General features: G+C 43.4%; 27 protein-coding genes and 1 riboswitch. Of the genes, 2 read left to right on the forward strand and 25 right to left on the reverse strand.

The annotated features are described in order from the left end of the window. Window positions 1–79: 79 nt before the first annotated feature. A complete protein-coding gene (locus AFK25_RS09120; protein ID WP_019418534.1) occupies window positions 80–580 on the forward strand; it encodes an inorganic diphosphatase in 501 nt (166 codons plus the stop codon). Window positions 581–749: 169 nt separating this feature from the next. Continuing rightward, window positions 750–2,324 carry a phosphoglycerate dehydrogenase gene (gene serA / locus AFK25_RS09125; protein WP_035066943.1) on the forward strand — a complete coding sequence of 525 codons (1,575 nt, stop codon included), beginning with the start codon at window positions 750–752 and terminating at the stop codon, window positions 2,322–2,324. A 28-nt stretch (window positions 2,325–2,352) separates the two neighbouring features. Here serA and AFK25_RS09130 read toward each other — a convergent pair whose 3' ends face one another. The 25 genes from AFK25_RS09130 to AFK25_RS09250 form a co-directional block, all read right to left on the reverse strand. Then, window positions 2,353–3,165: a histidinol-phosphatase gene (locus tag AFK25_RS09130; protein WP_009373738.1), complete on the reverse strand. Its 813-nt coding sequence runs from the start codon at window positions 3,163–3,165 to the stop codon at window positions 2,353–2,355. A 224-nt stretch (window positions 3,166–3,389) separates the two neighbouring features. Continuing rightward, a complete protein-coding gene (locus AFK25_RS09135; RefSeq protein ID WP_035066941.1) occupies window positions 3,390–4,091 on the reverse strand; it encodes a hypothetical protein in 702 nt (233 codons plus the stop codon). Then, window positions 4,084–4,554 carry an ECF transporter S component gene (locus AFK25_RS09140; protein ID WP_019418532.1) on the reverse strand — a complete coding sequence of 157 codons (471 nt, stop codon included), beginning with the start codon at window positions 4,552–4,554 and terminating at the stop codon, window positions 4,084–4,086. Before AFK25_RS09140 ends, AFK25_RS09135 begins: the two co-directional genes overlap by 8 nt. Continuing rightward, window positions 4,551–5,138 carry a cob(I)yrinic acid a,c-diamide adenosyltransferase gene (locus AFK25_RS09145; protein ID WP_009373741.1) on the reverse strand — a complete coding sequence of 196 codons (588 nt, stop codon included), beginning with the start codon at window positions 5,136–5,138 and terminating at the stop codon, window positions 4,551–4,553. Before AFK25_RS09145 ends, AFK25_RS09140 begins: the two co-directional genes overlap by 4 nt. A gap of 10 nt (window positions 5,139–5,148) precedes the next feature. Beyond that, window positions 5,149–5,574 (reverse strand): bifunctional adenosylcobinamide kinase/adenosylcobinamide-phosphate guanylyltransferase, encoded by a 426-nt coding sequence (locus AFK25_RS09150; RefSeq protein WP_035066939.1) that lies wholly within the window; start codon window positions 5,572–5,574, stop codon window positions 5,149–5,151. Beyond that, a complete protein-coding gene (locus AFK25_RS09155; RefSeq protein WP_035066937.1) occupies window positions 5,526–6,122 on the reverse strand; it encodes a histidine phosphatase family protein in 597 nt (198 codons plus the stop codon). The genes AFK25_RS09150 and AFK25_RS09155 overlap by 49 nt, the downstream gene beginning before the upstream one ends. Beyond that, the gene (locus tag AFK25_RS09160) at window positions 6,080–6,829 is read right to left on the reverse strand and encodes an adenosylcobinamide-GDP ribazoletransferase (RefSeq protein WP_035066935.1); all 750 of its coding nucleotides are present in this window, start codon (window positions 6,827–6,829) and stop codon (window positions 6,080–6,082) included. The genes AFK25_RS09155 and AFK25_RS09160 overlap by 43 nt, the downstream gene beginning before the upstream one ends. Then, window positions 6,808–7,359, reverse strand: coding sequence for a bifunctional adenosylcobinamide kinase/adenosylcobinamide-phosphate guanylyltransferase (locus tag AFK25_RS09165; RefSeq protein ID WP_035066934.1), 552 nt, complete (start codon window positions 7,357–7,359; stop codon window positions 6,808–6,810). The genes AFK25_RS09160 and AFK25_RS09165 overlap by 22 nt, the downstream gene beginning before the upstream one ends. Continuing rightward, the gene (gene cobD / locus AFK25_RS09170; protein ID WP_035066932.1) at window positions 7,356–8,405 is read right to left on the reverse strand and encodes a threonine-phosphate decarboxylase CobD; all 1,050 of its coding nucleotides are present in this window, start codon (window positions 8,403–8,405) and stop codon (window positions 7,356–7,358) included. The genes AFK25_RS09165 and cobD overlap by 4 nt, the downstream gene beginning before the upstream one ends. Then, the gene (cbiB, locus tag AFK25_RS09175; protein WP_035066930.1) at window positions 8,380–9,312 is read right to left on the reverse strand and encodes an adenosylcobinamide-phosphate synthase CbiB; all 933 of its coding nucleotides are present in this window, start codon (window positions 9,310–9,312) and stop codon (window positions 8,380–8,382) included. The genes cobD and cbiB overlap by 26 nt, the downstream gene beginning before the upstream one ends. Next, window positions 9,309–10,760, reverse strand: a complete 1,452-nt coding sequence (locus tag AFK25_RS09180; RefSeq protein WP_081957748.1) for an adenosylcobinamide amidohydrolase — start codon at window positions 10,758–10,760, stop codon at window positions 9,309–9,311. The genes cbiB and AFK25_RS09180 overlap by 4 nt, the downstream gene beginning before the upstream one ends. Beyond that, on the reverse strand, window positions 10,757–11,803 hold the full coding sequence (locus tag AFK25_RS09185; protein WP_019418524.1) for a FecCD family ABC transporter permease: 1,047 nt from the start codon (window positions 11,801–11,803) through the stop codon (window positions 10,757–10,759). Before AFK25_RS09185 ends, AFK25_RS09180 begins: the two co-directional genes overlap by 4 nt. Beyond that, on the reverse strand, window positions 11,769–12,725 hold the full coding sequence (locus AFK25_RS09190) for an ABC transporter substrate-binding protein (RefSeq protein ID WP_019418523.1): 957 nt from the start codon (window positions 12,723–12,725) through the stop codon (window positions 11,769–11,771). Before AFK25_RS09190 ends, AFK25_RS09185 begins: the two co-directional genes overlap by 35 nt. Window positions 12,726–12,844: 119 nt before the next feature. Then, a riboswitch (cobalamin riboswitch) is annotated at window positions 12,845–13,036 on the reverse strand. Window positions 13,037–13,103: 67 nt separating this feature from the next. Continuing rightward, window positions 13,104–14,867 (reverse strand): ATP-binding protein, encoded by a 1,764-nt coding sequence (locus AFK25_RS09195; protein WP_019418522.1) that lies wholly within the window; start codon window positions 14,865–14,867, stop codon window positions 13,104–13,106. Then, window positions 14,864–15,580 (reverse strand): response regulator transcription factor, encoded by a 717-nt coding sequence (locus AFK25_RS09200; RefSeq protein WP_009373760.1) that lies wholly within the window; start codon window positions 15,578–15,580, stop codon window positions 14,864–14,866. The genes AFK25_RS09195 and AFK25_RS09200 overlap by 4 nt, the downstream gene beginning before the upstream one ends. 149 nt (window positions 15,581–15,729) lie before the next feature. Continuing rightward, complete coding sequence (ccsB, locus tag AFK25_RS09205; protein WP_009373761.1) at window positions 15,730–16,905, reverse strand: c-type cytochrome biogenesis protein CcsB; 1,176 nt, start codon at window positions 16,903–16,905, stop codon at window positions 15,730–15,732. A gap of 12 nt (window positions 16,906–16,917) precedes the next feature. Then, window positions 16,918–18,534, reverse strand: coding sequence for a cytochrome c biogenesis protein ResB (gene resB, locus AFK25_RS09210; protein WP_035066926.1), 1,617 nt, complete (start codon window positions 18,532–18,534; stop codon window positions 16,918–16,920). 12 nt (window positions 18,535–18,546) lie between these two features. Beyond that, a complete protein-coding gene (gene resA / locus AFK25_RS09215) occupies window positions 18,547–19,068 on the reverse strand; it encodes a thiol-disulfide oxidoreductase ResA (protein ID WP_035066924.1) in 522 nt (173 codons plus the stop codon). Between the two features lie 93 nt (window positions 19,069–19,161). Then, window positions 19,162–19,899: a 23S rRNA pseudouridine(2605) synthase RluB gene (gene rluB / locus AFK25_RS09220; protein WP_009373764.1), complete on the reverse strand. Its 738-nt coding sequence runs from the start codon at window positions 19,897–19,899 to the stop codon at window positions 19,162–19,164. 79 nt (window positions 19,900–19,978) lie between these two features. Then, entirely contained in the window at window positions 19,979–20,512 is a 534-nt protein-coding gene (locus AFK25_RS09225; RefSeq protein WP_012574675.1) for a spore maturation protein, read from the reverse strand. Beyond that, window positions 20,512–21,105, reverse strand: coding sequence for a nucleoside recognition domain-containing protein (locus AFK25_RS09230; protein WP_009373766.1), 594 nt, complete (start codon window positions 21,103–21,105; stop codon window positions 20,512–20,514). Before AFK25_RS09230 ends, AFK25_RS09225 begins: the two co-directional genes overlap by 1 nt. Next, window positions 21,098–22,210: a D-alanyl-D-alanine carboxypeptidase family protein gene (locus AFK25_RS09235; RefSeq protein WP_035066921.1), complete on the reverse strand. Its 1,113-nt coding sequence runs from the start codon at window positions 22,208–22,210 to the stop codon at window positions 21,098–21,100. The genes AFK25_RS09230 and AFK25_RS09235 overlap by 8 nt, the downstream gene beginning before the upstream one ends. A gap of 69 nt (window positions 22,211–22,279) precedes the next feature. Continuing rightward, the gene (locus tag AFK25_RS09240) at window positions 22,280–23,056 is read right to left on the reverse strand and encodes a superoxide dismutase (protein ID WP_035066919.1); all 777 of its coding nucleotides are present in this window, start codon (window positions 23,054–23,056) and stop codon (window positions 22,280–22,282) included. Between the two features lie 58 nt (window positions 23,057–23,114). Beyond that, entirely contained in the window at window positions 23,115–23,603 is a 489-nt protein-coding gene (locus tag AFK25_RS09245) for a YpuI family protein (protein ID WP_035066918.1), read from the reverse strand. A gap of 13 nt (window positions 23,604–23,616) precedes the next feature. Continuing rightward, window positions 23,617–24,036, reverse strand: coding sequence for a hypothetical protein (locus AFK25_RS09250; protein WP_035066916.1), 420 nt, complete (start codon window positions 24,034–24,036; stop codon window positions 23,617–23,619). Window positions 24,037–24,104: the final 68 nt, after the last annotated feature.

A 24,104-nucleotide genomic window follows, 5' to 3' on the forward strand; every position in this document is an offset into this window, starting at 1 on the left:
TCTTCTTTTCAATCATTGTCACCACTTGTCCAATCGACTATAATAAAAAAGTATACATAATGAAAAGGAGGAATTTGGCATGGCGTTTGAAAACAAAGTTGTTGAAGCGTTTATTGAAATTCCAACAGGCAGCCAAAACAAATACGAATATGACAAAGAGCGTGGTGTGTTTAAGCTCGATCGCGTCTTATATTCACCGATGTTTTATCCTGCTGAATACGGCTATTTGGAAAATACACTTGCGTTAGACGGCGATCCACTTGATATTTTAGTAATCGTCACAAATCCAACATTCCCTGGTTGCGTGATCGAAACGCGTGTGCTCGGCTACTTAAACATGGTAGACGGCGGTGAAGAAGATGCAAAATTAATCGGCGTTCCTGTTGATGACCCTCGCTTTGCTGATGTACGCAGCCTTGAAGATCTTCCACAACATAAGTTAAAAGAAATCGCTCATTTCTTTGAGCGTTACAAAGACTTAGAAGGAAAGAAAACAGAAATTGGCACATGGGAAGGTCCGGAAGCGGCGGCGAAACTTATTGACGAATGCATCGCTCGCTACAATGAACAAAATAAATAATGTCACGTTTGAAGCTGGCTTTTCGCCAGCTTTTTGTCTTTTTTCCGAACATTCATATATAAAAACGCTTTCATTTGTATGACCTTTCCGAAAGTTATTGACACATGTATACGGTTATGTTAAATTATCAGAAATTTAAAAACTTATGATTTGAAAGGAGCGGATATTTGTGGTTCGCATTTTAGTATCTGATGCGATGAGCGAAGAAGGTCTTGCCCCACTTCTTGCTGATCCAACGATTGAAGTCGTACAAAAGAAAGTCACAGAAGTAGAAAATGAGCTTGACACGTTTGATGCGTTGCTCGTTCGTAGCGCAACGAAAGTCACAGAACAACTCCTTCAAAACATGCCGAATTTAAAAATTGTTGGGCGTGCTGGAGTCGGTGTCGACAATATCGACGTTGACGCAGCGACACGATACGGTGTCGTCGTCATTAACGCTCCAAATGGCAATACGATTTCTACAGCGGAACATACATTTGCGATGATGGCTTCATTAGTGCGCCGTATTCCACAAGCGCACATTTCAGTCAAATCACGTGAATGGAATCGTTCCGCTTTCGTCGGTGTCGAGTTATTCGGAAAACATTTAGGAATCATTGGCTTTGGGCGCATCGGTTCTGAAGTAGCGAAACGGGCGCGCGCGTTCGGTATGCACGTTCATGTGTACGACCCATTTTTGACGAAAGCACGGGCAGAAAAAATTGGCGTCGATGTTTGCACGCTTGATGAATTGCTTGCGCAAGCGGATATCATTACGGTACATACACCGCTCACAAAAGAAACGAAAGGTCTTCTCGGCCAAAAAAACTTAGCAAAAACGAAAAAAGGTGTCTATTTAATTAACTGCGCGCGCGGTGGAATTATCGATGAACAAGCACTGGTTTCGTTTTTAGAAAACGGACACGTGGCAGGCGTCGCCCTCGATGTATTTGAACAAGAGCCACCAGGAGATCATCCGCTTCTTTCGTTTGATAACGTCATCGTCACTCCGCATCTTGGGGCATCAACGATCGAGGCGCAAGTGAATGTCGCGACACAAGTCGCCGAAGAAGTATTAAAATTTTTACAAGGCAAACCGGTCACATCGTCCATCAACTTACCGACATTATCAAAAGATGTATACGAAAAAATTCAAGCGTTTTATACATTAGCTCGCAAAATGGGCATTGTCGCTTCCCAATATATGAGCGAACCTGTACAAGAAATTGCAATTACGTATTCCGGTTCCGTCGCCGATTTAGAAACGACATTTATTACACGTAGCTTGCTCGCTGGATTTTTAAAACCGCGCGTCGCTTCAACAGTCAATGAAGTGAATGCGGCGATGATTGCTAAAGAGCGTGGCATCGCCTTTAGCGAAAAGTTTTCAGCTAATGGCAATGACTATAACAACAGCATTACATTAACGGTATATGGCGAAAACAAAACGTTTACGATGAAAGGAACGCACATCGCCCACTATGGCGATCGCATCGTTCATTTTAACGGCTTTGCGATCGACTTTGCGCCAGAAGGACACTTACTATACATTCAACATCATGACAAACCAGGAATGATCGGAAAAGTCGGAAACATTTTAGGAGACCATCAAGTAAACATTGCAACGATGCAAGTCGGTCGCCAAGAAGCTGGCGGAAAAGCGATTATGATGCTTTCGCTCGATAAACCACTCGATGATGCACTCGTTGAAATACTTGAGAAAATTGACGATATTGACGTTGTAAAAAGATTGGAAGTATAAAAGGTTCGGCCTCGTGGCTGAACCTTTTTTATCCAAGCGGAACGGCTTTTCGTTGTCCTTTAGAAAACGTCATAATTTCAGTGTAACCGACTGTTTTTGCGAGAGCGATCGCTCGATCATAATCCGCCCCGACATCTTGAGGAACGTGCGCATCAGACGATAGCACAATCGGAATGCCTTTGTCATAGCACATTTGCAGTAGACGAGGATCAGGGTATAGCTCTCCGACTGGTTTACGCAATCCTGCTGTACTAATTTCTACGCACGTTTTCGAGTTTGCTAGTGCTGTCGTTGCCCGATCGTACTGTTCAAGCAAAAATTCCTCATCTTCTGGCACGTATTTAAAAATTTTTACTAAATCCAAATGACCGATGATATCAAATAAGTTCGATTCAGCTAACGTCACGACTTGATCGAAATATTTTCGGTATGTATCATATAGATCACGACGATCCCATTCTTTTCGAAACTCAGCTAAATCAATGCCAAAGTCATCCACCCAATGAATCGAGCCGATGACATAGTCAAAATCGTAAGCGCGAATAAATTGCGCCATTTCTTCATGTTTACCTGGCGTGTAGTCCATTTCAATCGACATTTTCACATCAATTCCAGCATTCCACGCTTCGTGAAATAAACGAACGTAATCAGCCATATCATAATAGCGTCGCTCTTCAATCCACGCATTCGATAAAATGTTTTTCGTTTGATAAAAGTGATACGCATGTTCGGAAATACCGAAATGTTCAATGCCTTTTCGCGCGGCTTCGTCCGTAAATTGCTTCAAATAGTCGAGCGTTAACGTCCCGCGCTCTAAATGATTATGGTAATCTGTTAACATTGTTCTCTCCCCCTCTCTCGTATTGTTTTACATTATATAGCACATCTCTCTCTTTTTCTAGTTATTTAAACCAACAAGAAACAATAAATGAATGCACGCGGCCATACCAACAACAACGAGCACTCGTTTCATCATATCTTCCATCGTCTATTCCCTCCCGTTTGCGATAACCATATATGTTGTATGCAAAAATGCAAACGGTTAGAACGATAGAAGGTTACATTTTACAATTGCTTTACAATAGGATAAAAAAGTGTTCCAACAAGTGATTGCAAGAAATGTTGTTGCGCTCGATGATAGCTAATAAGCACACACGTAGCTGGACCAGCAGAAGCATGTAGCGGAAGGGAACAACGAAGTGGTCGTTCCCCATGAACAAGCTTCCACTCATGCCATATTCCTTTTGAGCCAACTGGAATGATTTCATATACACCATCTAACTGCAACAACGTGCGAAATAACGAAAGCGGAATGATCCGATCTTTTTTTTGTATAACCGCTTCTCCAACGAGCGGCTCGCCAATGACCGCCCAACATGCATCATTTGGCGTAACATTTATCCTTTTTTCTGTTTTGCGCACCGTGCCGACAGCTACAAAACCGACAGCTGATTGTATGAGCGGCATATTTGACTCGCTACTTCCTGTTATAGGGAGCGACAACTGCAATTCTTCCATCGTTTGTTGAACGCCTGCGACAAGTGCATCCCATGCATGATCGTTTACAAAATTTTGTAAAACAAAAGCTTTTGGTGTGGCTCCTATACTCATTAATTCCATCCATGCTACTCGTGCACCATAGTACGCAACAACATCGTATGGCACATTTACAACATCATCTTGTTTTAAACCAATGCCACCTGAACAATCTGTCGCCAAAACGAGTTCGTTTTCTTCATCAAGCGGCACACATAATACGTCACGCATGCCGTTCCCTCCATACTCGTTGCAACGTTTTGGAAACGACAACTGCAATCGCCACATTGACTCCCGTAGCTAGCATAAGGGAAGGGATGATGGAAAATACAAATGCTGGGCTCATGATCCATACAAAAGGCAACGGTGCAATTAGTGCATTACCGATGAAAAAACATACATAACTAGAAATGAACCATCCTCTTCTCATTAATAAGCCGACAACGTATAAAAGAGCTGCCATTTCCACCGCCACAAGTATATGAAAAGGCCCAAGCGGAAATCCGCCAAATAGAGCAGATACAATATGCCCAACACTTGCAACAACCGCAGCAGCTGTTGGACCGAGCAAAAACGCAGCCACAACTGCCGGTGCACTATCTAATGCAATGCTTCCAATCGTAAATGGGATTTTTATAAGTGAACCGATGACGGATAAACTAATAAACATAACGAGCAACGTGAAACGCCTCATTCCGATTCACCCTTTTTTTCATTTTTATCACGAAACACGATGGCGCTTCGTTCATATTCTACGTCTTTTACGTGTAAACGAGCGTTAACAACGCGTGCAATCGCAAATAAATAGTCTGATAAACGATTCATATATTGTAAGACGACTTCATTCGTTTGTTGTTGCTTCATCAGCGCAACGACACAACGTTCTGCTCTTCGCGTCACGGTACGTGCCATATGCAAAGCTGCTGCTTGTGGCGAACCTCCCGGCAAAATAAACCGTTCAAGCGGCGGAGCTTGTTGAATATATGCATCGATACGTTCCTCTAAAAACGTCACCATGTCCGCTTTTACTTTGTATGGCATTTTTTCACCGACAATAGCTAAATCACCACCACAATCAAAAAGTTCATGTTGAATGCGTTGCAATTCTTCATAAATGTCGCGAAACTTCTCATCCTGTAATAACGTCATTGCCCAACCGATGACAGAATTCGCTTCATCAATCGTTCCATACGCTTCAACACGTACATCGTTTTTATCGACTCGCCCTCCAACTAAACTCGTTTGTCCTTTATCACCTGTTTTTGTATATAACTTCATGTTCTCCCTCCTATTTGATTCGTTCATTGATTCCACACCATACGTAATCGACACGGTTGCATATGCTCGCTAACTGTTGATACGTCCAGCCAACCATATCTCTCCATGCTCGTTCATGCGCTTCGATCGGCACGATACCTTGCCCAATATCGCAACCAATCCAAACGACCGTCCGTTCTCCCGCTTGTTCCCATTGCTTCCACGCACACATATACGATCGGATCGCTTCTTTTTCATCGTCCGTATAAGGAAAAAAATATTCGCGAATCCAATGTTCTATTCCTTCAAGCACAACAACAGCCGCGGTTTCGTCATGTGGAAGCGGAAACATATTTTCATACGCGCAATACCAACTGTATGATGTATGCGTGAATGAATAATGGGCATTTACCCATTTTCGCTTCCCTTGAAATGCACCGCCGCTAACGAAATGCATCGCTTTCTCTCCTCCCATCGTTCCTTCGTATTATAAAGCGTCACTCCTTCGCCAAACGGAACGTGCCATTCCCAAAACGGACGAATGTCCGGTGCGTACTTCGATAATATATAACGAATGACCCCGCCGTGCGTCACAACGACAAGATGTGAAACGGACCGATGAATCGCATCGCTAACAGCTTGTTCAATACGAGCTTCAAACTGAGGAAGCGTCTCACCATTTGGAGGCGCATAGCGAAACGGATCATCTAACCAACGGTGATATGCTTTGACTGTTTGCAATTGTTCATATGTTTTTCCTTCAAAATCACCAAAATTCAGTTCTCGCCAACGATAAGAACATTCAATGACGTGATTCGGAAACAACAAATGCGCCGTTTGGCGACAGCGGAGCAAATCGCTTGTCATAACGATTTCTGGTTTCAGCTCATGCGACACATTTTTTCGCTCAATTACCGGCACATTCGTCCAGCCGATATATTGTTTCGCTTCATTTTCTTTCGTTATAAAATGGCGAACGTATGTAATAGCCAAATGACGAGCCATAAAAACGTTTCGCCTCCTTCCACAAACGCCCCAAGCACATCGCCTGTAATTCCACCGAATTGCTTCATAGCAAACGCACGCGCGACAACATAAAACAACATAAGCGCCAAAAACAATATGATCGTTTCACTCGATAACAAAACAATGAATGCGTAGGCCATAACGAAAGGTACGTAGCGGTGATCGACATGTTGACGAAATGCTGCTGCCATCCCTGTCTGTTTCGCAAGTGGCGTCGTCAATAAAAGCAACGTCATGCCAAGACGTGAAAGTAACGGAAGGCAAAAAAGAGAAAACAACGACATGTGCGCAACGGTCTCAAACATAAAAACGAAACGGAAACCAAGTAAAAATAAAATGGAGAGCACCGCAAACGCCCCGACACGCGAATCGCTCATAATATCTAGACGGCGCTGTCGATCGCGATATGAAAAATACGCATCGCTACAATCCATCCATCCGTCAGCATGCAAACCTCCGGAAAGAAAGATAGAAAAAAACATGAGCAAAAATGATAAGACGAGCACAGACACATGATGAAACATGAACATGTACAAAGCAACGAGAAACGCTCCAATCATCGCACCGACGAACGGAAACGACAGAACAGCCGCGCGCGCTGTTCGCTCATTCCAATCCACTTGCATACGAAGCGGAAACACAGTTAAAAATTGTGCAGCCAACATTACACCACGCCACATGGCCATCTTCCTTTCTTTACAATTGGCAATCCGTAACGCATCAAAATCGCCACATCGCTTAATGTAACAAGATGTTGGTGCAATAAACCGAGACCGTGCATATACATATACGTTCCTCGTTCATTAGGTACACCGTCATAAAACACTTCATTACTTACAATGATTAGTCCTTTAGCTTTGTCACTTAACTGTTTTATTTGTTGAACGATGCGCGGTACTTTTCCATGTACATCCCATATATGATCGCGAAACAACTCATTTGCCCATAAATTTGTCAAGCAATCAAGCAAGACGATATCACGTTTACAAAACATATAAATGATGCGATCGAGATCATACGGTTGTTCCCACGTTTGCCACCGATCACGTTTTCGTTGTTTTTGATGATGAGCAATGCGCGCTTCCATTTCTTCATCTGTGCGTATCGCTGTCGCAATATAATGAAGTGAATGTGTTGTTTCCGCCATCATTTTTGCACATTGTTCTGCAAATGAAGATTTTCCGCTGCGCACTCCACCGCTAATAAATACGATCATTTATTCCACCGCCTTAAACAAAGCAGGAGCCGATCATTCTCTTCTTTCGTTCGAACCGCAAAACGAACATATTTTCCGTCCAGTCCTTGAAAATTAAACGTATGACGAGCGACAATGCCGTGTTGCAACAAAAAAGGAAAAAGTGTCATCGTCTCATCATGCAACATATAAAAATTGACAACAGACGGTGAATAGCGATAACCGAGCTCAGTAAACTGTGAAAATATTCGTTTTCGCTCTGAAGCGATGTATGTTTTTGTTCGTTCAACAAATGCCTCATCGTTCAATAATTGTTTTCCGATTTGTTGAGCGATCGTGTTCACGCTCCATGGCGGTTGTTTTTCCGTTAACTTTTTTACGACATGCTCATGCGCTAATACATAACCGAGCCGTACACCTGCCAATCGGTACATTTTCGTTAATGACCGTAGCACAATTAAACGATCAAATGTGTGCAAAAAAGAAGAAACGGAATAACCATCGAGCCAAAAATCGTAAAACGCTTCATCGACAATGACATATACCCCTTCATCATTTGCTGCTTTTAATAAAGCATACATCGTTTCTTTCGGCCATATCGTGCCTGTTGGATTGTTCGGATGACAAACGAATAGCGCGTGTAAAGACGGCAAGCTTTCTATGATTTGTTCAATCGGTGGTTGCCAATGTTCGTCTAACATAAACGAGTGAACGGTACAACCGTAAGCTTCACAGGCGCGACGATATTCTGTAAACGTCGGCTCAATGATACCAATATGTTGACCGGCAAATTGTTCAGCAAGCAAATAAATGCATTGGGCAGCACCATTTCCGACAAATACATGGCCGCGCGCGACACGCTCTCGTTCAGCAATCATCGTTTGAAGCGACTCGCTTCGCTCTTCTGGATATTCGCTCATCCAACGTAACCACTGCTGTTCTGTTAGTATATATTCGTACTGCATTGGATTGACATTGACGCTAAAATCAATATATAAGCTTGGCATATTCATTTGCATCGCTTCATATAAACGATGTGGATTAGCCCCATGTGCAGGCAAGCGCAAGCAAACTCCCTCCTATCGTAAAAGCAACGGTCGTGCGTATCATGATTGCCACCGCTCGTTTAATGTGCCGAGCAGCCAGCGGAACAGACGCATCTCCAATCGTTGGTCGGACACATATGACACCGTGATATGTGTTCACTCCTCCGAGTTGAACATGTAACAACGCGGCCATCGCCGCTTCGCACCATCCGCTATTTGGACTTGGGTGATTACGAGCATCGCGAAATAATAGTTTCCATTCTCGTTTATTCGCACGATGAACAAATAGCATAACGAACGCTGTCAGTCTAGCAGGAATGTAATTGAGTACATCATCTAATCGAGCCGATGCCCAACCAAATTGAGCATATCGTTCGTTTTTATAGCCGAGCATCGAATCGCACGTATTTACGGCGCGATACAACATCGCTAACGCTCCCCCGCCAATAAAAGCATAAAAAAGAGGGGCAGTTACTCCGTCGCTCGTATTTTCGGCTACTGTTTCCACACATGCACGTACGATCCCTTCTTGCTGCAACGTTTTTGTATCACGCCCGACAATCATCCCGACATTTTTTCGCGCTTCATCAATATCCCCTTTTTCTAACGGATCGAGGACATCATACGCTGCGTTCGCTAAACTTGTCGGCGCAATCGAAGTAAAAATGATTATTGCTTCAATGAATATCCCGAATATAAATGAAAGTCGGTAGGCGCTAGCAATTAGTCCGTAACTTATGATTAACGTCACCGCACAAACGACAAACAGCGTGAATATTCCTTTTCCTTTTCTCCATTTTCCTTTGTTCAAACGACGATCCATGAACGCAATCATTTGCCCAATCCAACAAACAGGATGAAAGCGGCGAGGATCAGCAAATATGCGATCGAGCAAAAGCGCAAGCCACACAGCCCATATGTGCGTCATCGACCGTCACCCTTTCGCTGTCGGTAGCGATCAATGGCTGTTTGCGTCGCTTCATATACGAAACGAGCGATTTGTTTACCAATCGATGTAATCGTTCCAGCGTATTCATAATACGTTCCTTGTTGAGATGCAGCGATGACCGTCGAATCTGTCGATGTTCCTGTCGCAATTGTGTGGGTTTGGGGATCGATGACTTGTTTATCGTACAGCGCCTTTGCTTTTGCTTCTGTTGCGGTCATTAACGCCTGCACAAACGCGGCTTCTGATAAATGCGCATCAATAAAAATGAACGTATTAATCGTTCCCGGAGAAGCGACTACATCTGTACGGCGCCACGCCTGTGCACTATCAACCGCATTTCCAACCCCAGCCGTTACGGCAACAAAAAGGCGAACATCTTCATGAGCAGACGCAAACGCGACATCATTTACATAAACAGCGGTCATCATCCCAACGGTCCACTGCTCATCAAAACCGTGTTGTCGCAAAAATTGAATCATCTCTTTCTTTGCATCATCACAACGATAATCAAGCGGCACATGCCGATTGACAAACGTCGTTGCCCAGCGCGTTCCGCCGCCAACGAGCGCAGAGGAAAGCACTTTAAACGGTTTTGCTGTTTCAATGACGATCATCGTTTCCTTTTGCTTGACATGCCATAGCACATCATTCATAGGCTGCTCTAAAAACGGAACGAACGTCACAAGCGGTTTTGGCAACACCGGATGCTCATATCGTTTCATGTTTGTTTCAAATACGGATGCAATCATCGATTCATTTAACAACTCTTTCGGTGTACCACATGCAACGGCTTCTCCATCTCGCAAAAAAAGAAGACGATCGCAATAAAGCGATGCAATGTTTATATCATGGAAAATAGCAACGATCGTCAGCTTCGATTGCTTTAACAAATTAAGCAATTTAAATTGTTGTGCCACATCCATATGGTTCGTCGGTTCATCTAGGAGCAATACGCGCGGTTGTTGCGCCAGCGCTCGAGCAAGTGCAGCGCGCTGACGTTCTCCACCGCTTAACTGCTCTAATAAAGCATGTTGTTTATGCGCCAATGTCACCGCATGGAGTGAATCACTAACCACTTGCTCATCTTCCTTTGTCCATTTCGGAAAAAGAGTTGATTGATAAGGATAGCGACCGAGCTCAACCATTTCTTTCACTGTATATCCGAACGAAACATCTGTATGTTGCGGCAACGTAGCGATCAATTTTGCATATTGTTTCGGCTTATATGTTTCAATATGTTGACCACAAACAAAAATGTCCCCTTGCTGTAAAGCAAGTTCGCGACTTAACAGTTTCATTAGCGTCGTTTTTCCTGATCCGTTCGGACCTAAAATACCGAAAAACTCTCCTTCATATACTGTAAATGAAACATGTCGTAATACTTGTTTTTCACCATATCGATACGAAACGTCTTTCACATCAATCATGTTGATCCCGTCTTCCGTCTTAAACTTTTAAACAACAATATTGCAAATAAAGGGGCACCGATGAGAGAGGTAATGACCCCGATCGGCAACTCTCGCGGTGAAACGATCGTTCGCGCGACGACATCCGCTAATACTAAAAACGTTCCGCCGTATAAAAAGGAGAGCGGCAACAATTTTCGATGATTCGCCCCGCAAATAAGGCGAGTCATATGCGGAATAACGAGCCCGACAAATCCGATCGTTCCCGATACCGCTACCGCCCCTCCTGTAAGCAAGGAGGCGCTAAGTAAAATCGCTAGCTTTTTTTGTAACAAATGTACACCAATATTGGCAGCGACCCGTTCACCGAATGAAAAAGCGTTTAACTCCCGAATATGTGCAAATAAACCGAGAGAACCGATGATAAAAAACGGAACAAATAAAGACACGTACGACCAGCCGCGCATCGCCACGCTCCCCATGAGCCAGCTAATGACTTGACGCAATTCTTCGCCGCTAAAAGCGACCATAAGCGAAATGAGCGAACCGAAAAACGCATTTATGATAATACCGATTAAAACAATCGTCTCCATCGCCATATTTCGTTCCGCAAGCCGTGCAAATAATAAAACAAACAATAATGTCACGAGCGCAAATATAATGCTAACGATCGGGAGCGTAAAACGTCCGAGAAGCGAAAACTGAAGCTGAAAGAAAAAGACGAGCACTGCGCCAACGGCTGCCCCAGACGATACCCCGATTGTATACGGATCGGCAAGAACGTTTTTCAAAAGTCCTTGAAACGCTACCCCTGCCAGTGCTAATGATGCCCCGATCAGAAAGGCGAGTATCACTCTCGGTAAACGAATCGCAACAATAATTTGCGAAACGGTGGCAGGAACATTTGTCGGCGTATGAAACAACTGATGTAATACCGTCTCCCATATAGAAGAAAAGGGAATCGATTGTGATCCAATCGATACCCCTAATAACAAGGCAATCGTTGCAATAAGCGATGCGCTCATGTAATTATTTAAAAATGTCTGGATAAACGACTTTGGCAATTTCTTCGACCCCTTCAGCTAAACGTGGTCCTGGACGAGAAACTAAATCAGAATTGACATCGTATACTCGTTTATTTTTAATTGCAGGGACATCTTTCCAAGCTGGGCGAGCGAGCACTTGCTCGACAGCGTTCGGTGTGTAATAACCGTATGTCGTAATAATGACATCTGGATTTAACGCCACCGCATCTTCTTCTGTAAACATCGGCCATCCTTCTTGATCGCCTGCTGCATTTTTCGCATGAATGATCGTTAACATTTCATCCATAAACGTTCCTTTTCCAGCCGTATAAATTTCAGGTGCAGGAGAAACTTCCACCCAAACGGTTGCTTCTTCTTTTACTTCTTTTGCTTTTTCCGCAATGGCATCAATTTTTTGCTTCATTTGCTGCACAACATCGGCTGCCTCTTTCTCTTTCCCTGTCGCTTTCCCGATCAATTCAATCGACGCATATACATCGTTGAACGATGTGGCGTTTGGCACAACAATCACTGTAATGCCTGCATCTTTTAATTGCTTTAATCCTTCCTCAGAATTGTGAGCGCTTGATGCATGCGCAAGCACAATGTCTGGTTGAAGTGAAATAATTTTTTCAACATTAAACTCCATGCCACCAATTTTTTCTTTGTTTTTCACATCTTCTGGATAGTTATCAAAATCGCTTACACCGACAATTTTGTCGCCAAGCCCTAACGCGTATGCAATTTCTGTATTGCTCGGAATGAGTGAAACGATTTTTGTCGGTTCTTTTTCAATCGTGACATCGCCAACCGCATCTTTTACCGTAACCGGAAATGCAGCCTCCTCTGTTTTCGCCTCTTGCTTCGTTTCTTTCGCTGGCTCCGCGTTATTGCTGCACGCGGCTAATCCGAGCGTCAATACGAGCGCAAGAAGCCACACATATTGTTTCCATTTTTTCATCGTTTTTCCCCCTTTTATGTATGTCAAATAAAAAAGCCCATTCCTAATGGAATGAGCTGGAAACAACAAAAGACAATCACTTCCCCTTGTCGTTTCGCCGTCTCACTCCCCGAAGACGCGAATGACGGTGCAAAAAGGCAGGTCTACTGACTTATGCGTCATCCTACTTTGAAGCCTTCCCGTACAAATTGTACAGTGGCGGTTTTCATTTCGTCAGCATTTACAGTTGCGGGGACAGTTCTGGACTTGCACCAGATTCCCTATTAAGTCTACTAGGTTGCCCGTTCGACACCTTTTTGCAACGAACGTATGTAATTGTCGAACAATTTCTACGTTTCTATCATAACGAAAAACGTCACTGATGACAATAAAAATTTTCTACTTCAATGGCAATGTAAACGTAAACGTCGTTCCTTCCCCTAGTTTGCTATGGACAGCGATCGTTCCTTTATGCGCTTCAACGATGTTTTTCGCAATCGCAAGACCTAAACCTGTACCTGAGCGCCCGCGCGTGCGTGCTTTATCTGCTTTATAAAAACGCTCAAACACAAACGGCAAATCTTCTTCTGCGATGCCTGAGCCAGAATCTTGCACAGAGATGCGCACGACTTCTTCCCCTGCATCGACAATGACACGTACTTCGCCACCGTTATCTGTATGACGAAGCGCATTATCGATTAAATTCGTCAACACTTGTTCAATTCGGTCAGGATCGAATGAAACGATGAGCTCATCGTTCATTTCAACAAGCAAATGAACTCCTTTTTCTTTCGCTAACGCTTGAAACTTATGAATGATGCGCTCGATATACGGTCTAAGCGGCACTTGTTCTTCATGAAGCGTTAAATGCCCTGCTTCCATGCGCGCTAAATCAAGCAAATCGTTGACAAGGCGACCCATGCGCAACGATTCATCGTAAATTACTTTTGCCAATTCTTTTTTCTCTTCATCTGTCGCGGCAATATCATCGACGATCGCTTCGCTATACCCTTGCAACATCGCAATCGGCGTGCGCAACTCATGCGAGACGTTTGCGATAAAATCTTTGCGCAACTTATCAAGCCGTCGTTCCTCCGTCATATCGCGAAGCACCGCAACAGCTCCCCGAATGACTTTGCCATTGTATAACGGCGTCATAACAATGACCCAATTGCGACCTTGTAAAGCCATTTCTATCGCTTGTTCTTTTTCCTCCGCGACCGCTTTCGTAAACAATTCATTCACTTCGGGAGGAAGTGGCAATAAATCATCGCTTTGCCCTTGTTCATAATACCACGCTTGTAAAAATCGGTCAGCTGGTGGGTTTGTAATGAGCACTTCCCCGTTTCGATTGAATGTAATGACACCATCGGCCATGCTACTTAAAATGCTTGCTAATTGCTCCTTTTCTTGATTTAACGCATTAATATGAAACTGCAACTGCCGTCCCATTTGATTAAAAGCCATCGCAAGTTCCCCGATTTCATCATGCGTGACAATCGGCACTTTTGAATCAAATTTTCCACGCGCAATTTCGAATGCCACTTGCCTCATTTTTCGAAGCGGCGCTGTAATGCGTGTAGATAAGAAAAAGGCAAACACGGTCGTTAATACAATGGCGATAAACGCGGCAAGAAAAATAAATTTTGTCGTTTGCTTTGTCGTTTCTTCTACCGCTTTTAACGACTGATATACAAATACCGCGCCATTTCCATCCGACGTATGAAGCGGAACACCGACAATAAATAGTTCGTTATATTCGTCGTTTCGCATCGTTTGATTTGGCATAAGGGTTCGTTTCACTACTTTTTTCCCATCAAATACGCGCCCTAACTGTTGATCTTGCTGAATGAACGAGAGCGGCAAATCAGGAAGTTTTTCATTTGGCGAATACCAATAATGACGATCATCGATAATGATCATTAACTTTGTTACATCATCCACCATCGTCCACGCAATGGAGCGCGCAAACTGCTCGTCATGTTCAGCGACAACGCGAGCCACTTTTGTCGCTTGTTGAGTAAGTTGATCACTTGTTTTTTCTAAATAATATTTTTCAAAAAAACCGAGCAATAAGACGGTTAAAATAAAAAGGACGAAAGCAACAAGCAACAAAATCGTCAGCCATAGTTTGCCGACTACACTACGCCATAACGCCATCATTCATTCACGACCTCAAATTTATACCCGACACCCCAAACGGTGACGATCATTTTCGCTGCAGCTGGCGACACTTTATTTAATTTTTCACGCAATCGCTTGACGTGCGTATCCACTGTGCGCAAGTCGCCAAAAAATTCGTAATGCCATACTTCTTTTAACAACTGTTCACGGTCAAACACTTTATCTGGCGATTTCGCTAAAAAGTGAAGCAACTCATATTCTTTCGGAGTTAAACTGACTTCATGTCCATCCGCTGTCACACGATGCGCATCATGATCAATTGTTAAATGCGGGAAAACAAGCACATCCCGTGCTGTCGTATCTGTCGGTACATATGGAGAGTTGGCTGTGCGACGAAGCAGCGCTTTTACACGAAGCACCACTTCACGCGGACTGAACGGTTTTACGATATAATCGTCCGTTCCTGCTTCAAACCCTTGCACGCGGTTCGCTTCCTCTCCTTTTGCTGTCAACATAATGACAGGCGTTGCTTTTTTCTCACGCAACTGTTTACATACTTCAATCCCATCTTTTCCTGGTAACATGAGATCAAGCAAAATTAAATCATAATCATTTTCAATGGCTAACGCTAGCGCTTCTTCGCCGTTTTCCGCCTCATCAATGACATATTGCTCACGTTCTAAATACATGCGAAGCAAGCGGCGAATTCGTTCTTCATCATCCACAACTAAAATTTTAATTTCCTTCTCCATGATGTCATACCTCCTCCTTTTCTATTGTACAAAACCGCCAAACTTTTTTCTACTTCTCATAAAGAAAACTCGCATTCTTCCCCATGCTTAAAAGCAGGGGGTTCCTGCGAGATTTTTCATGAAAAAACGCCTTCGTGACGAAGGCGTTTTTAAGATCCAGCATATGAGTGTAAACCGGCAATGACTAAGTTTACCGCCACTAAGTTAAACATAATGATCGCAAAGCCAATAACCGCAAGCCATGCGGAACGTTCACCATGCCATCCTTTCGATAGTCGCAAATGTAAAAAGGCAGCATAAAACAACCACGTAATGAGCGCCCATACTTCTTTCGGGTCCCATCCCCAAAAACGCGTCCATGCGATTTGCGCCCAAATCATCGCAAAAATGAGCGCACCGAGCGTAAATACTGGAAAGCCGATCGCTACGGAACGATAACCGATTTCATCAACTAAATCTAAATTGACGTTTTTCACAAGCGGTTGTAATGCGGCTGCGATACGTTTGCGTAAAAGCAGGCGAAGCAATCCGTATAGCGCAAGCCCAGAAAATAAAGACCAAATGACCGTATTTAATTTCCGCGCGTTAATGATCGCTGGCATGTCCACAAGCGGCTTCATGCGCTCTTCTGTTTTTAGCACTCCTTCATGCGGGCCAACAAGCGCGGGCATATGGTATACCATTTCATCTTGCTTGCCATTTTTATCGATCCACTCAAATGTTGCTTCATAACCAGCAACGCGAAACGACGTTGTCACGATGACAAAACCAAGCGTACTTATTAAGAAAAATAATACAAATTCAAGCCAAAACGTTCGCTTACTCGGTTTTGATTGATCGACAACGCGAATTAAATAAATGAGTCCGGCGGCAAAACTAATAGCTAAAATGGCTTCTCCAGCTGCTGCTGTCGTCACATGAATATGCAACCAATCGCTTTGTAAAGCTGGGATGAGCGGTGAAATTTCCCGCGGAAACATGCTCGCATAAGCGATGACTAAAATGGCAATCGGTAAAGTAAATAAGCCGAGCAAGCTCGTTTTGTAAATAAAATAAATGACGATAAACGCGCCGACAAGCATCATGCCAAAAAACGTTGTAAACTCAAACAAATTGCTGACAGGTGCATGTCCAGCGGCAATCCAACGCGTAATAAAATAACCGAGTTGAGCGACAAAACCAATGATCGTCACAAAAATCCCGATCGTTGCCCAACGGTCTACCCCTTCTTTCTTTTTGACACGAATCGCGCCACCAAAGAAAAGCGTTGCAACTAAATATAGAACAAATGCCACGTATAGTAACGTGCTACTTAGCTGAACCACGATGTTCCCCCCTTATAACCGCTTGTCCGCTTGATCGATTGGCATGACAAACGGCGTATCATGAAATATACTTTCCAACTCTTTTTTCAGCCCAAACCAGTTTTTATTCGTATGTGCGGCAACGAGCACCTCGTCGTTGATCCGTTGAATCCATACGCGGCGATGGTTCCAATACATCCCTTGAATAAGGCCGATCATAAAAATCGCGCCGCCAACGCCTAAAATCCAAAGTGTAAAATCACGACGCACCGTTAATGCGGATACATTTCGTGTTTCAATATTCGCAAACGCCATTTTATATTTGTTATTACCAAGCGGTTCAATCGTTTGACGAATGGCGGTGAAGCTTACTTCGCCTTTCGGACGATCCGGAGCAAACATTTTAAATACGAATGCTGGATTGTTCGGTACTTTCGAACGCGTATTTGGATTGCCGTTTTCATCAAAATAAAAATCTGGAAAATAGCTTAATAGTTGCACTTTATACCCGTTACCAAGATCATATTCTTTTTCTGGTTGAATTAAATCAACTGTAATTTTACCGAACGATTTGTTCGTTTCCTTGTCGGTGAGATGAAACGACATGCTTTTTAATTCATCTAGCTTAAAATCAACTTGGTATAATGCGTAATGATCGTGTTTTAACGGTTCATTCACTCGAATCGAAAAGCTTTTTATTTTTTTTAATTTCGGTTCTTCTCCCGGAACGACTGGGCCGATACGCTCGTACAATACGACGTCCGTTTGATAGTTTTTCGCCATCATTCCGCTACCGATGCGATCAATGGCCGCTTGAAATGCTTCTTTCTCTTTTCCTTTCTCATATACTTCAAAAATAAATTTTTTGTTTTCTAAAAAATATTTTCCGTTCGTTCCAGGAATTTCTTTGATTTCTCCTTCACGAATCCACATGTTTTCATCGACATACATGCCCGGAACGAAACGAAGCATGGCACCGATTAAAAAAATGATGAGCCCAATATGGTTTACATACGGTCCCCAACGTGAAAAGCGCCCTTTTTCAGCTAAAATATTTCCGTTTTCTTCTCGAACGCGATAGCCACGCTTTGTTAACTTGTCCACGATGTTTCGCCATGCCGTTTCATCACTTTCCACTTTCGAGCGACTAAATAGACGTTGTCTTTGTAAAAATTGTTCGTTGCGCGTCACTCGTTGATTGTTTAACGCACGATATAACGGTACAACACGGTCTAAACTACAAATGACAAGCGATACGCCAATAAGTGCAATAAGCAACATGTACCACCAAGAACTATACAAGTCATGAAAGCCAAGCGCATAGTACCATTTTCCGAGCAAACCGTACTGCTGCTCATAATATTCCGCTGGTGATACGGTTGGCGGAATGTACATTTGTTGCGGATAAATCGTACCGATTGCGGAAGCAATGAGCGTAATAACAATAAGCCAAACTCCAACTTTGACAGATGAAAAAAAGTTCCAAATTTTATCAATGATCGTTTTATTGTACGTTTGTGAACGGCGCGCGCTCCCTTCATAGCGCATATCTAATAACGCTGGCACCTCTTCGAGCGGCTTGCCACACGCTTCACAAAGCACCGTTCCGATCGGGTTGACATGCCCGCATTCACATTTTACTTGTTCCATGTTGAAAACCCCTTACGGCTTAATTCGTTCCATATATTTTTTTACATCTTCTTCTGTCATCGTTCCTGTAATAATGTCTACAATTTTTCCGTCTTTGTCGATTAAAAATGTCGTTGGCAGCGGATTAATATCGTACGCATTCATCACTTGATCTTGTTGATCAATCACAACTGGGAACGTAAGCTGAAAGCGATCAACGAATGTTTGTACCGTCACTTTCGCTTCACCAACGTTAACAGCAATCACTTCTACTCCTTCATTTTTATATACGTTGTATTGACTATTGATGTATGGCATTTCTTTTTCACACGGTTTACACCACGTTCCCCAAAAGTTTAAAAAAACACCTTTCCCACGGTAGTCGGATAGTTGAATTTTGTTGCCGTTTAAATCAGTAAGTACGAAATCTGGTGCTGAATCGCCCACTTGAATCGCTTTTTTCTCGACAAATACGTTCGAATAAATGGTATAACCGATCGCTGCAAGCATGATGGCTAAAATGACTGTTCGAAGCCAAAATCGCTTTTCTTTCATCGCCAACTCTCCTATAAACCGTTTTCATCAACCTCATTATACAAGTTACCACTATATAAATAATGAAAATTATTTGAACAAACTGTGACAAAATTATGATACATACGGCGAACCAGCTAATGCAAGGGCACGCAATTGCTTTACTTCATGTGGTGACAATTCGCGGTAATCCCCAGGATTTAAACCTTTTAAATCTAAAAAGGCGTAACGTTCCCGCTTTAACTTTAAAACAGGGTGACCAATCGCTTCAAACATGCGCCGCACTTGACGATTGCGTCCTTCATGAATGCGCAGCTCAACAATCGCCGTTTGTTTTCGCTTATCAATTGATAATACTTTCGCTTTCGCCGGCGCAGTCACACCGTCTTCTAACATGACACCTTTTTCAAGTTGTTTCACTTTTTCGCGCGCTGGAATGCCTTTTACTTTTGCGATGTACACTTTCTCAATTTCGTAGCGTGGATGCATTAATATATTCGCAAACTCCCCATCGTTTGTTAACAACAGCAATCCTGACGTATCGTAATCTAGCCGCCCGATCGGATAAATGCGCTTGTTTACATGCTTGAAAAAGTCGGTCACTACTTTTCTTCCCTTTTCGTCTTTTACGCTAGAAATGACACCGCGCGGCTTGTAAAGCAAATAATATACCGGCTCTTCGCGTTCAAGCGGAATGCCATCTACTTCAATGCGATCTTGTGGACTAACTTTCACTCCAAGCTCTGTGACTACTTTTCCATTTACTTTCACTTTTCCTTCGACGATCAATTGCTCTGCCTTTCTTCGCGATGCTACGCCTGCATGAGCAATCACTTTTTGTAATCGTTCCATTTCATTCACCTCACTATATAGTTTTACCACATTCGGTACAGGAGTTCAAAAATAAGAAAAAGCGATCATAAAGACCGCTTTATTCCCCAAACATCCATAAGACAATAAAAAATGATGCGATAAAGCTAATGAGGTCCGCAAGCAAGCCGACTTTCAGCGCATCGCCCATTTTGCGAATACCAACCGCACCAAAGTAGACGGTAAGTACATATAACGTTGTTTCTGTGCTTCCTTGAATGGTAGAAGCTAACCGACCGATAAACGAATCAGGGCCATATGTGGCGATTAAGTCGGTCACGATGCCGAGCGATGCCGTTCCTGAAATCGGACGAATGAGCGCAAGCGGCACGACTTCGGGCGGTAATCCGAGCGGGACGATGAACGGCTTCATATACGAAATAAAAAAATCAAGGGCACCGGAAGCGCGAAAAACGGAGACAGATACAAGCATACCTACTAAATATGGAATAAGAGAAAAAGCAATTTGAATTCCCTCTTTTCCTCCTTCGACAAACGCTTCATACGTTGGAACGCGCTTATACGTCCCATGCAGTAAAATACAAGCGATGACCATCGGAATAAGCCAAAGCGACAAAAATTGAATGACGTACATTACATCCCTCCTTTTTTACGCCTCCGTATGTAAAATGCGCGGTCGATCATGATCGCTGATATCGTGGCAATGAGTGAAGCAACAAACGTTGTGCCAATAATTTCTCCTGGTGAAGCAGAGTGGTATGTCATCCGAATCGATATGACGGTTGCAGGAATAAGCGTAACGCTGGCGGTATTTAAAGCGACAAACGTAATCATCGAGCGGCTCGGTTCCTCTTTTTGGCCGTTTAGCTTTTTCAATTGCTCCATTGCTTTAATGCCGAGCGGCGTCGCCGCATTCCCAAGACCGAACATGTTTGCGACCATATTTGATAATATATACCCAAGAGCCGGATGGTCGGACGGCACTTCCGGGAAAATTTTTTTCGCCATTGGTCGGAACAAGCGAGCAAAAAAAGAAAGCAATCCAGATTGCTCGGCAATTTTCATTAAACCGAGCCAAAAAACGAGCACGCTAATTAAACCAATGCTAATCGTTACCGCTTCTTTCGCTCCTTGAAACATCGCCTCGTTGACGTCTTTCATCGTCCCATTTATGCCCGCAAACACAAGCCCAATCAGCAAAAGCGCCACCCAAATGAGATTAACCATCGCGCCCCACCCCTAACAACCAGTCAAAAAAAGAACGTGTTTTCTTTTGTTGTTTATAAAAAATAGGTGTTTCATCGACTTTCTCGTTGCCGATATACAGCTCCGCTTTTCCAACAATCGATGGCACGCCTGTCTCTTTCCATCGTTCTTGTGGGCGAAGTAATTTCCGCTCTAAACGAATGAGCGCTTCTTCCTTTTTGGTGACCGGGTATATAAAATCGCGTACAACAAATAGACGTTTATCATAAAATGGGTCTTGAATTTGTTCTACAATCTCGTCCGCTTTTACGGTCACAAGCTCATAGTGCGCAAATCCGTGTTCATACATGGCCATATGATCGTTCCAATCATCGCCTGCGTCAATCGTCACCGCAATGAGATCAAGCCCATCTTTTGATGCCGTTGTCACTAATGTCCGTTTCGCTCGCTTCGTATATCCTGTTTTCCCCCCGGTACAATATTTATACAAATGCGTTAACAGCTTATTTTTATTGCGCCAAATGCGATCCCAATCTTCCGTTGGATTTGGTGCCCGATACAATTTCGTTCCCGATACTTCGCGAAATTGCTCATTTTGCATCGCATATCGCATCAGTAACGCCATATCGTACGCAGTCGAATAATGATTTTCCGCATCATCTAACCCATGTGGATTCGCAAATTCCGTATTTGTCATACCGATTTCTGCAGCTTTTTTGTTCATTAAAAAAACGAAGCCTTCGACGCTACCGCCAACATGCTCAGCGATCGCCACCGCTGCATCGTTTCCAGAACGAAGCATAAGCCCATATACTAAATGTTTGAGCGCAATTTTTTCGCCCGGCTTTAAATAAATCGAAGATCCTTCTGTACGAACCGCCCGTTCACTTACTGTCACAAGCTCTTCCCATTTTCCGGATTCAATCGCTAAAATGGCCGTCATAATTTTTGTAATGCTCGCAATGCGCCGCTTTGTATGCGCATCTTTTTCAAATAACACACGCCCTGTCGTCTGTTCCATTAAAATCGCGCTTTTCGCACTCACCGACATCGCCTTCGCTTCATTCGGAAAAAGAGAACAAAAAAAACAAAGCACGATCATCCATACAAACCATTGCCGTCGCATACACCCTCATCCCTTTGTCCGTTTTGTACAAGTGTATGCGCTAGTCAACGATGTATGACAAAAAGACCGCTACATGACGCGGCCTTTTGCTTTGATGAATCGCTGTTGAACGTCATCCCAATTGACGACGTTCCACCATTGTTGAACGTACATTGCGCGATCGTTTTTATATTGCAAATAATACGCATGCTCCCATACATCTAACACAAGGAGCGGAACGGTCGTCCATTGCGTCCCGTTTTGATGTTTTTCGGCCTGTAAAATGTCTAGCCGTTCAGCAAACGGTGACCAAACAAGAAGCGCCCATCCGCTTCCTTCCACTTGCTTCGCCGCTTCAGTAAAATGTCGTTGAAACGCTTCAAAGCTCCCAAAATCGCGCACAATTTGTTGAAGCAGCACCCCCGTTGGACGTCCGCCCCCACGCGGTTTCATATTGTTCCAAAAAATTGTGTGCAAATAATGCCCTGAGCCATGAAACGCAGCTTCGCGCTCCCAATTTTTTAATAACGCATAATCATTCTTCTCACGCGCTTGTTGCATCATTTTTTCCGCCCGATTTAAACCGTCCACATAGCTTTGATGATGTTTTTCATGATGCAGTCGCATAATCTCTTCGGCAATATACGGCTCGAGGGCATTGTACGCATAAGGCAGCTGAGGTAACGTATGCCCTCCAATCGGTACGCGCTTCCGTTGTATTTGTTCATATATGTTTGTCGCTTCCTCATGAATGCGCAAAACATCTCCACGCTCTAGCTCCACGTTTAGACGTTCCACCGCTTCTGCATCAACATATGGCTTTACTCTCTCAAGCCACGCTTGCACGCTATGAATATATTGTTGCATACTCCCACCTCCTTCGGCATCATATGCAACAAAAAAAGAAGCTGACACACGCAGCTTCTTATTGCGATTGGATCATTTTTGTTCGGTAGTCTGTTTCATAAAATTCGAGTTCTTCCCGCATCGTTTGAAAATCAGCTTCAATTGTATGAAGCAATTGTTGTAACGATGGAGGGGCAGGTTGTCTCAATTTAATCGAATGTCTTCCTGTATACGCTGAGCGGCTATCTTCATACCATAAATCGCGCTTTGGGGTAAAAAATTCCGCCACACATGAATGATAAATTTTATATAATGCTTGTTCGGCTGCTGCTTTCCGAAACGGCTCTTCTTGAAGCACAATGCGGCACGCATCGACACCTTCTTCACCATATACAGCTAAACGGCGCAAATCCGCAAGCACTCCTTCATAATAATGACGGTCGCCTGCGCATTCTTCCTGCATTTGTTCAATCGTCGTTTCATTTAAATAGCGAGCAATTTGTTCTACAATGCGGCTTAGCAACTGCTCCACTTGCTTCGTTTGATTAAGAACAACAGTATTCCCCATATGCAAGCCTCCTTTACGGTTGCGAGATAAATAAAAGCGGTGATTTGACCGTATACGATTGTTTTTTGGCAAGCGCCTCAAATACCTCTGGTAATTTCGCTAAATCGATGGATGAAAAGTAGCGACGAAGCTCTTCTTCTTCACTAATATATACACGTTTCCGTGCCTGAAGTGACGGATCGACGAGCAAACAAACGAGCGCAACAATGTCTTTAAAATATACGTCTTTCCCGCCCGCTTGAAATACAGGATCTTGTTCATATGGTGTCCATTGTGAAAAACGCTCATCGAAATAACGAACATATAATACGTGCAATGTACGTTCTACTCCATCATCGTCAACAAACGTCACTTCTGAACGATTAAAAAAATCTTCTGACGTATTCGGCTGTGCTTTTTGCAATTCATATCCATGACACGAAATAATTTTCACGAACGATGCACCGTTACGCAAAACTTACAAAACTCTACAAGAACCTTGCAGACATTTCTGTTTGCTTC

Source organism: Anoxybacillus gonensis (assembly GCF_001187595.1).
GTDB lineage: Bacteria > Bacillota > Bacilli > Bacillales > Anoxybacillaceae > Anoxybacillus > Anoxybacillus gonensis.